The 9841-nt window shown below is 64.5% G+C and carries 6 protein-coding genes and 1 pseudogene; 1 reads left to right on the top strand and 6 read right to left on the bottom strand.

Features of this window, described 5'->3' with window-relative positions:
- The 6 genes and pseudogenes from EN991_RS11075 to hutI all read right to left on the bottom strand — a co-directional run.
- A pseudogene (locus EN991_RS11075) lies at nt 1-2412 on the bottom strand (protein ndvB); the annotation flags it as partial.
- 266 nt (nt 2413-2678) lie between these two features.
- Nucleotides 2679-3266 carry a HutD family protein gene (locus EN991_RS11070; protein WP_127368744.1) on the bottom strand — a complete coding sequence of 196 codons (588 nt, stop codon included), beginning with the start codon at nt 3264-3266 and terminating at the stop codon, nt 2679-2681.
- 85 nt (nt 3267-3351) lie between these two features.
- Complete coding sequence (gene hutU / locus EN991_RS11065; RefSeq protein ID WP_127368743.1) at nt 3352-5022, bottom strand: urocanate hydratase; 1671 nt, start codon at nt 5020-5022, stop codon at nt 3352-3354.
- Nucleotides 5023-5049: 27 nt separating this feature from the next.
- Entirely contained in the window at nt 5050-5868 is an 819-nt protein-coding gene (hutG, locus tag EN991_RS11060; protein ID WP_013532301.1) for an N-formylglutamate deformylase, read from the bottom strand.
- The gene (hutH, locus tag EN991_RS11055) at nt 5868-7409 is read right to left on the bottom strand and encodes a histidine ammonia-lyase (protein WP_027162456.1); all 1542 of its coding nucleotides are present in this window, start codon (nt 7407-7409) and stop codon (nt 5868-5870) included. Before hutH ends, hutG begins: the two co-directional genes overlap by 1 nt.
- The gene (gene hutI / locus EN991_RS11050; RefSeq protein WP_127368742.1) at nt 7406-8641 is read right to left on the bottom strand and encodes an imidazolonepropionase; all 1236 of its coding nucleotides are present in this window, start codon (nt 8639-8641) and stop codon (nt 7406-7408) included. Before hutI ends, hutH begins: the two co-directional genes overlap by 4 nt.
- A gap of 98 nt (nt 8642-8739) precedes the next feature.
- Here hutI and EN991_RS11045 point away from each other — a divergent pair.
- A partial coding sequence (locus EN991_RS11045) for a formimidoylglutamate deiminase (protein WP_127368741.1) occupies nt 8740-9841 on the top strand: 1102 nt, incomplete at its 3' end.

Genomic DNA, 9841 nt, shown 5'->3' with positions numbered 1-9841 from the left:
CCAGCGCGACAGCGCCGGCACGCCGGAGCGCGGATCGAGCATGAAGCCGAGCAACTGCCAGTCGCCGCGCGCCCAGCGATGGTGGCGCGAGGCGTCGACCGAGTAGCGGGTCGGATAGTCCTCGACCAGTTCGACGTCGGTGACCAGCGCCGATCGCGCCAGCGCGCCCTCCAGCAGATCATGGCTGAGGATGGTGTTTTCCTCGATGCGGCCCTGCAGGGCGGCCTCGAAGGCGTCGACGTGATAGAGGCCCTTGCCGGTGAAGGACCCGTCGCCGAAGACGTCCTGATAGAGATCGGACACGGCAAAGACATAAGGGTCGAGGCCGCGATTGGCCGAAAACACCCGCTGGAAGAACGACGCATCGTCGCCTGATGTCAGCGACGCGGTGATGCGCGGCTGCAGGATCGCGTAGCCGGCGGTGACGACGCGCTTGCTGGCATCGAAATGCGGCCGGTTGAGCGGGTGGCAGAGCTTGCCTACGAGGGTGGCGACCGCGTCACGGGTGGTGCGCGTGTCGGCATCGAGCGTCATCACGTGGACGACGTTCTCCGGCAGCGGCACGTCGAGCGGCAGGAACGTGGTGTCGCTGTCGCCGCGCAGCAGAAGGTCGAGTTCATGCAGCTTGCCGCGCTTGCGCTCCCAGCCCATCCACGACCCTTGCGCCGCATTGAAGAGCCGGCGCCGGTGCAGGATATAGAAGCGCGGCGCGCCTTCGGAGGGATAGCGTGCGTTGAGGCGAGCGATCTCGGCACGCGCGAATTCGAGGATTTCGGTGTCGGCAGCATCGATCTCGGTCTTCGAGTCCGGCCAGTCCGACAGCAGCGCGAAATGGATTTCATCGGCCGTGTTGGCGAGATGATGCACCTCGATATTGCGGATGTTTTCCTCGACATCGTCGCGCGAGCCGATCAGCGACGGCACCACCACCAGCGTGCGCGCCTCGGGCGGCACGCCGTGCCGGTAATCGTAGCCGACGAGGCGCGTCGGTTTCAGGAACAGCGAAACGACCGTGTTGAAGAAGGCGAGCGCGCCCTCGCTGGCCGGCACGGCAAACAGCGCCAGCATGAGGACGATCGAAGGCACCGACAGGCCGAGATTGGCGAGTGCGTTGCCGGAGAGGACGAGAAGCAGCGCCGTCAGCGCAAACACCGGTACGACGATGCCGAGCCAGCCGGTCTTGCGGAAGGCACGCTTGACTGTCTGGCTGACGGTGGGTCGATAGCCGATCGCCTTCTCCAGCTCGAGCCGGCGTGGGCCGACGAGAAAGAAGCCGACATCGGTGTGGGCGGACCCGGTTAAAACGACGTCGCCGTCGCCATCGCTGGCGGCGTGGCCGGCCAGCTCGATGGCCTTCTCGGCGACGCGATATTCCGAAAGGTTCGAGCGGCGCGCCAATTCCTCGATCGCGGTCCGGTACTGGTCGCGCGAGAAGAAGTCGAGCGCGGCGAAATCGGTGCGCTCGCGCAGCACGGTGTCGATGCGGCTGACGCCTTCGAACCACACGGTCCAATCGACGTCGTTGATGAGGCGCAGGCCACGAATGATGTTGCCCGTCGTCACATTGCCGCTGGACAACGTGTGATGTTCGGAAATGATGATTTCCTCGGCATCGGAGCCGGTCTTTTCGAGCTCGCCTTCCAGCCATTCCAGAGCCTTGCCGGCATTCTGCGAGCCATCGCGCAGGCGATAGAGCAGCTGGGTGGCGAAGGTGGTGTCCTGTGCGTGGGCGCTGAAATTGGACAGGATCGACTGCCGGTCGGCGCTGTCGTCGGTGGCCAGGACCTTGTCGGCCACATCGTTGGCGATCTGACGCATCTGACGGGTTCGATTGACCCTGACCGCCAGCCGGCGCAGATTTTCGATCAGCACGAAGCGCAACAGCGAAGGCAGCGCCCAGAGTTCGCCGATCTTCAGCGGCTCGACCGACTGAAAACCCTGGACGATGGACTTGAACATCGTCGCCGAAACGGAACTGTCCGAATGTGCGACATAGGTCCAGGCCAGCGCCAGCGCGCGCGGCACGCTGCCGCCGTCAGGCAGCTTCAGGGTCGGCAACTGGCGATAGAAGCGGCGCGGCAGGTCGCGCTTGACCTGGAAAATGGTCTCTTCGACCAGGTAATTGTTGTCGAGCAGCCATTGTGCCGCCGGCGTGATCGTCTCGCCCCTCGCCTGCGCCGCATTGGTCGACCGGTAGACTTCCAAAATCTTCTTGGCGCTGTCGCGGATACGGGCCTGAAAATCGAAGGGCGTCAGCCCGAACAGGTCTGTGAGGTCGCCTTTCGCCAGGCTTTCACCGAGCAGCCGAAGGCGCTCTTCGGGCAGGTAATTGGAGCGGATCGGCTCTTCGGTGATGGCCGGGAAGCTCGCGCTTGTCTTCTCGATTTGGGCAGGATTCGTCTGAATATTCATTGAAAATTCCGTAAGCGGGCACTGAGCGGCGTCACCGCCACGGCAATGGCCCTAAAACCGGTTCAAATGCAATTGGTTGCATAAACCCCACTTGCCGAAAGTTTGTTTCCGCACCACGACAGGGCGTCGTCTCTCAGCAAAACTCAAAGACAAGCACCCCACTTCCCGCCAGCCAGATCGGCGGAGAGGATTCAGGCTTTTTCGTGATGCCGCCAGCAGCTTACGCTATATTTCGCCGGTACCGCGATCATGTTTGGAAACAAGCGTTAATCGTTGCCGGCGATGGCGCGGATCCGGATCACGAACAGCGTTGCCTCATGGGCGGGTTGGACAAGCAGGCCGGTGCTGACCGGCCCGGACAGCAGAGTGTCAAGCGGCCCGAGGCGAACCGGTTCAGCGGCGGGCACACTGATGTCGCCGTCCAAGCACAGGATGAGCGTTGTGCCGGCTTCAGTCCGGATTTCCACGGGGGCCGAAATCACCAGGCGTTCGACCGAATGCGTCATCCGGCTTCGGCGGGTCATGACATTGAGATCGGTGATCGGTCCGCCGATCAGCGCGGCCGAGGTCTGCACGTCGGCCGGGAAAGAAAACAGGGCGGTCGTCCTGTTTATAGATCTCGGCGGGTAGCCGGCAATCTCGAGGACGATGCCCTCGCCTTCGAGCACGGCAAGGGTGCGATCGATGCCGGCGAATTGCGAGAACGGACCGCTCGATTCGACACGCGCCATCGACACGCGCCAGTCGAAATCGTTTAGCCCGGCACCGGGCGGCGAGACGGCGATTTCCGTCGTCACGCCGCCGCCGTTCTTCCACGGCATCGACCGGTATTCGGCTGCCCGCAGGATGCGCATACCTAGCCCTCCGCTATGGTTACGGGCGTTCGAAACTCGAAAAGCCGACTCCGCGGCTTTTCGCCTGCCTGCGGCCGGACGTTTCTCACCCGAGAATGCCGGGCAGGTTGAGCTGGTGCTCCTTGGCGCATTCGATGGCAACGTCGTAGCCGGCATCGGCGTGGCGCATGACACCGGTCGCCGGGTCGTTCCACAACACCCGCTCCAGGCGCCTGGCGGCTTCGCGCGTGCCGTCGGCGACGATGACCATGCCGGCGTGCTGCGAGAAACCCATGCCGACGCCGCCGCCATGGTGCAGCGACACCCAGGTGGCACCGGACGCCGTGTTGAGCAATGCGTTGAGCAGCGGCCAGTCGGACACCGCGTCCGAGCCGTCCTTCATCGATTCCGTTTCGCGGTTCGGCGAAGCAACCGAGCCGGAATCGAGGTGATCGCGACCGATGACGACAGGCGCCTTCAGCTCACCCTTGGCCACCATTTCATTGAAGGCAAGGCCGAGCTTGTGGCGGTCGCCAAGGCCGACCCAGCAGATGCGCGCCGGCAGGCCCTGGAAGGCGATGCGCTCGCGCGCCATGTCCAACCAGTTGTGCAGGTGGGTGTTGCCGGGCGTCAGTTCGCGCACCTTGGCGTCGGTCTTGTAGATATCTTCCGGATCGCCCGACAGAGCCGCCCAGCGGAAGGGGCCTATGCCGCGGCAGAACAGCGGACGGATATAGGCCGGCACGAAGCCGGGGAAGGCAAAGGCGTTCTCGAACCCCTCCTCCTTGGCCACCTGGCGGATGTTGTTGCCATAGTCGAGCGTCGGCACGCCGGCGTTCCAGAACGCCACCATCGCCTCGACATGTTCGCGCATGGAAGCGCGGGCCGCCTTCTCGACCGCCTTGGGGTCGCTGACGCGCTTCTCGCGCCACTCGGCCATCGTCCAGCCCTTCGGCAGATAGCCGTTGATGGGATCATGCGCCGAGGTCTGGTCGGTGACCATATCGGGGCGAATGCCACGCCTGAACATCTCCGGGACGATCTCAGCCGTATTGCCAAGCAGGCCGACCGACTTCGCCTCGCCGGCCTTGGTCCAGCGTTCGATCTTTTCCAGCGCCTCGTCGAGCGTCTCGGCGCGCTCGTCGACGTAGCGGGTGCGCAGGCGAAAATCGATCGAGTCCGGGTTACATTCGATGGCGAGACAGCAGGCGCCGGCCATGACGGCGGCGAGCGGCTGGGCGCCACCCATGCCGCCGAGGCCGCCGGTCAGGATCCATTTTCCCTTGAGATTGCCGCCATAGTGCTGGCGACCGGCCTCGACGAAGGTCTCGTAGGTGCCTTGCACGATGCCTTGCGTGCCGATGTAGATCCACGAGCCGGCCGTCATCTGGCCGTACATCATGAGGCCCTTCTTATCGAGCTCGTTGAACTTTTCCCAATTCGCCCAGTGCGGCACCAAATTGGAGTTGGCGATCAGCACACGCGGGGCGTCCGGATGGGTGCGGAAGACGCCGACCGGCTTGCCCGACTGGACCAGCAAAGTCTCGTCATCGGCCAGCGTCCTCAAGGAGGCGACGATGCGGTCGAAATCGTTCCAGGTGCGCGCCGCCCGGCCGATGCCGCCATAGACGACCAGTTCGTTGGGATTTTCAGCAACATCCGGGTCGAGATTGTTCATCAGCATGCGCAGCGGCGCTTCCGTCAGCCAGGAGCGCGCGCTGATTTCGGTGCCGCGCGGGCTGCGGACTTCGCGGATGTTGTGGCGAGGATTGTTCATGGCGTCACTCCATAAGAGGATCTGATGTCAGACACGCGCCCAGGATGTCGCGGTCTCGAGGATTTTCCGCAGGGTGGCGCGGATCGGTGCTGCGAACTCGGCGTCATAGGGCACCGGCCAATTGTCCGGCGTGCCCTTGCCATCGGGCTCGCGCATATAGATGCGGTTGGAGAGTTCCATCTGCAGTGCGTGCACGCCTTGTTGCGGCTGGCCGAAATGGCGTGTGATCCAGCCGCCCTTGAAGCGGCCGTTGATGACAAAGGTTTCACCGGTTTCGGCCATGATCTGGCCGACCATCGCCTGCAGCGTCGGATCGGCGCTCCTGCCGTCATTGGTGCCGAGATTGAAAACCGGCAGCGTGCCTTCGAACAGGCGCGGCAGCACTGAACGGATCGAGTGGCAGTCATAGAGCACGATCTTTTCGTGTAGCCCGCGCAACCGGCCGATCTCGGCCTGCAAGGCGGCATGGTACGGCACGAAGAATTCCTCGCGACGCTCGTCGATCTCCGACGGCCCCGGTTCTTCGCCCTCGCGATAGAGCGGATCGCCATCGAAGGTCTCGGTCGGGCAAAGGCCCGTCGTCGCCTGGCCGGGGTAAAGCGAGGCGCCGGAGGGATCGCGGTTGACGTCGATGACGGTGCGGGAGATCGCGGTGTGCACCACCGTCGCCCCGAGGCCGGCGGCAAAGTCATAGAGATTATCGATCCACCAATCGCAGTCGCGGCGGCCGAGCCAGGGTGAGACCAGCCGATTCTCAAGGCCGGCGAGGTCGATGCCGGTGTGTGGTATCGACACCAGCAACGGGGCTGTGCCGGGCGTGACCGTCAGCCAGGGCGCGCTTGCCATCACACCGCTCCGGAAATCGACGGCAGAGCCACACCGCCGGCGGCCTCGATGGCCGCACCGCTGCGCACCATGGCGATGGCTTTTTCCATATCGGGGTGGAAATGGCGGTCATTGTCGAGATGTGGCACCTCGGCCCGCACCAGCCTGCGCACCGCCTCCAGGGCGTCGCTCGAGGCCAGCGGCGCGTGGAAATCGCAGCCTTGGGCCGCGGCCAGCAATTCGATGCCTATCACCGCGGTGGCGTTCTCGACCATGCCGATCAGCCGGCGCGCACCGTGCGCCGCCATCGAAACATGGTCTTCCTGGTTGGCCGAGGTGGGGATCGAATCGACTGATGCCGGATAGGCTTTCTGCTTGTTTTCCGAGACGAGCGCCGCCGCCGTCACCTGCGGGATCATGAAGCCGGAGTTCAGGCCGGGCTTGGGCGTCAGGAAGGCCGGCATGCCGGAAAGTGCCGGATCGACAAGCATGGCGATGCGGCGCTCCGACAGCGAGCCGATCTCGCAGACGGCGAGCGCGATCATGTCGGCGGCGAAGGCCACCGGCTCGGCGTGGAAATTGCCGCCGGAAAGCGCGGTGTCATCCTCGGCGAAGATCAGCGGATTGTCGGTGACGCCGTTGGCTTCGGTGCCCAGCGTGTCGGCCGCCTGGCGCAGCACGGTGAGTGCCGCGCCCATCACCTGCGGCTGGCAGCGCAGGCAATAGGGATCCTGCACGCGTTCGTCGCCAACCCGGTGCGATTCACGGATGGCGCTGCCGGCCATCAGATTGCGCAGGGCGTCGGCCGTCTCGACCTGCCCGGGATGCTTTCTCAGCACATGGATGCGCGGATCAAAGGGTGCGTCGGAGCCTTTTGCCGCGTCGGTCGACAGGGCACCGGCGACCAGCGCCGATTGGTAGAGCACTTCGGCCTCGAACAAGGCGGCCAGCGCATAGGCGGTCGAAAACTGGGTGCCGTTGAGCAGCGCCAGGCCCTCCTTGGCGCCCAGTGTCACCGGTTCCAGGCCATGCGAGACGAAGGCGACCTTGGCCGGGAAACGGCCATGTGGGGTAAAACATTCGCCGACACCGATCATCACCGCCGTCATGTGCGACAACGGGGCGAGGTCGCCGGAGGCGCCGACCGAACCCTGCGCCGGCACCACCGGGATGACGTCGTTGGCCAGCATCGCTTCCAGCAACTCGATGGTTTGCGGCCGCACACCCGACGCGCCCTGCGCCAGGCTGGCGAGCTTCAGCGCCATCATCAGCCGGCAAACGGCAACCGGCATCGGCTCGCCGACGCCGGCGGCGTGCGACAGGACGATGTTGCGCTGCAAGGTCTCGAGATCCTCGGCCGGGATGCGGACGCTGGCCAGTTTGCCGAAGCCGGTGTTGATGCCATAGACCGGCTCGCCCTTGGCGACTATCCTAGCGACGGCCTCGGCGCTCGCCTTGATTTTCGGCCGGCAGGCATCGTCCAGCTTGGGCACGGCGCCACGATAGATGGCGCGCCAGTCGGCCAGCGTCGCATTGCCGGGCTTCAGGGTCAGTTCGGTCATTGTCCTCTCCAGATGCGGGCATGCAGCGGGTTGAAGCCCATGCGATAGACGAGTTCGGCGGGGCGCTCGATGTTCCAGATCGCCAGGTCGGCGGATTTTCCGGCTTCCAGCGTGCCGGTTTCTCCCAGCAAACCAAGCGCGCGGGCCGCCTCCCGGGTGACGCCGGCAATGCATTCATCGACGGTCAGGCCGAACAGGGTCGCGGCCATGTTCATCGTCAGAAGCAGTGAGGTCAGCGGCGAAGTGCCGGGATTGTTGTCGGTGGCGACAGCCATCTTGACGCCGTGCTGGCGAAACAAGCCGATCGGCGGCTTCTTGGTTTCGCGAATGAAATAGTAGGCGCCGGGCAGGATCGTCGCCACGGTTCCGGCCTTGGCCATCGCCGCTGCACCTGCCTCATCGGTGTATTCGAGATGGTCGGCCGACAGCGCACCGTAACGGGCGGCGAGTTCGGCGCCATGCAAATTGGACAGTTGGTCGGCATGAAGCTTGACCGGCAGGCCGGCCGCCTTTGCAGCATCGAAGACGCGCGCCATCTGTTCCGGCGAAAAGGCGATGCCCTCGCAGAAACCGTCGACGGCATCGGCCAGCCCCTCGGCGGCAACCGCCGGGAGAATTTCCTTGGCGACCAGATCGATAAAGGCGTCCTTGTCACCCTTGGCTTCCGGCGGCAGCGCGTGGGCGCCGAGGAAGGTCGTGCGGATCGTCACCGGCCGCTGGTTGCCCAGCCGCCGTGCGGCACGCAGCGACTTCTTCTCGTTTTCGAGGTCCAGGCCGTAGCCTGATTTTACCTCCACGGTGGTTACGCCCTCGGCGATCAGCGCATCGAGGCGTGGCAGTGATTGGGTGACCAGTTCGCTCTCGCTGGCGGCGCGCAGCGACTTGACCGAGGAGACTATGCCGCCACCAGCCCGGGCGACCTCTTCATAAGTGGCGCCGGCCAGCCGCATCTCGAATTCGTTGGCGCGGTTGCCGGCATGGACCAGATGGGTGTGGCAGTCGATCAGGCCGGGTGTGATCCAGCGGCCCTCGCAATCAACCGTCTCGGCGCCCTGGGCCAGTGTCGGGGGCAGCTCCGACTCGGGGCCGGCATAAACAATGCGGCCGTCACGCGCAGCGACCGCGCCATGTTCGACGACGCCAAGTCCGGCAGACCCGTCGGCCATTGTCGTCAGCCGCGCATTGCGCCACAGACGAAGATCCCCTGCCCGGCTTTTGCTCTTTGCAGCCATCATCTTTTCCGTTTCAATCGATGACGATTATGTATATACATATTGAAACGCACTGCAAGTGCCTTCATCGCATGAGACACAGAGAACCGGAGAGAAAAGTGGCAGCGATCTTTGCGGAACAGGCGCTCCTTCCCGATGGCTGGCGCGAAAATGTGCGGCTTACCCTGGCTGAGGGACGCATCACAGCCGTTCAGCCTGGCGCTGCTGCGGCAGCCGGCGACGAACGTCACGCGATCCTGTTGCCCGGCATGCCCGATTTGCACAGCCATGCCTTCCAGCGCGGCATGGCCGGCCTTGCCGAGCTTCGCGGCCCCTCCGCCGACAGTTTCTGGAGCTGGCGCGAGGTGATGTACCGTTTCGCCCTGTCGATGACGCCCGATCAGGTCGAGGCGGTTGCCGCACAACTCTATGTCGAGATGCTGGAGGCCGGTTTTTCCCGCGTCGGCGAATTTCACTATCTGCATCACGACCGCGACGGAAAACCCTACGCCAACCCAGCCGAGATGGCCGAGCGCATCGCGGCCGCGGCCGGCGAGGCAGGCATCGGCCTGACGCTTTTGCCGGTGTTTTATGCGCACTCGTCTTTCGGCGGTGCCGCACCAAACGAAGGCCAGCGGCGATTCATCAACGATGTGAATCGATTCTCGCGGCTTGTTGAGAAATGCCGCGAATCGGTTCGCGCGTTGAATCAGGCTGTTGTCGGCGTCGCTCCGCACAGCCTTCGCGCCGCGACACCGGAAGAACTGTTTGACGTGACTGCCCTAGCGCCGGACGGGCCTATCCACATCCACATTGCCGAGCAGGTGAAAGAAGTCGAGGATTGCCTTGCCTGGTCGGGCGCGCGGCCGGTCGAATTTCTGCTGGCCAATGCCAAAGTCGACAAGCGCTGGTGCCTGATCCACGCCACCCACATGACCGATGCTGAAACCGTTGCCATGGCCAAAAGCGGTGCCATCGCCGGCCTATGCCCGATCACCGAGGCCAATCTCGGTGACGGCACTTTTGCCGCGCCGCTGTTCAGGGAACATGGCGGCCGCTACGGCGTCGGCTCCGATTCCAATGTGCTCATCGGCCTGCCCGACGAGTTGCGCCAGCTCGAATATTCGCAGCGTCTCGCCCACCGCGCCCGCAATGTGCTGGCGGTCGCAGGCGGCTCGACCGGCCGCGCACTGTTCGACGCCGCGCTCGACGGTGGCAGCG

Source organism: Mesorhizobium sp. M7A.F.Ca.US.005.03.2.1, from assembly GCF_003997795.1.
Lineage (GTDB): Bacteria > Pseudomonadota > Alphaproteobacteria > Rhizobiales > Rhizobiaceae > Mesorhizobium > Mesorhizobium ciceri.
Note: the sequence above shows the minus strand (reverse complement) of the source record. Positions and strands in the feature narration are given on the sequence as shown.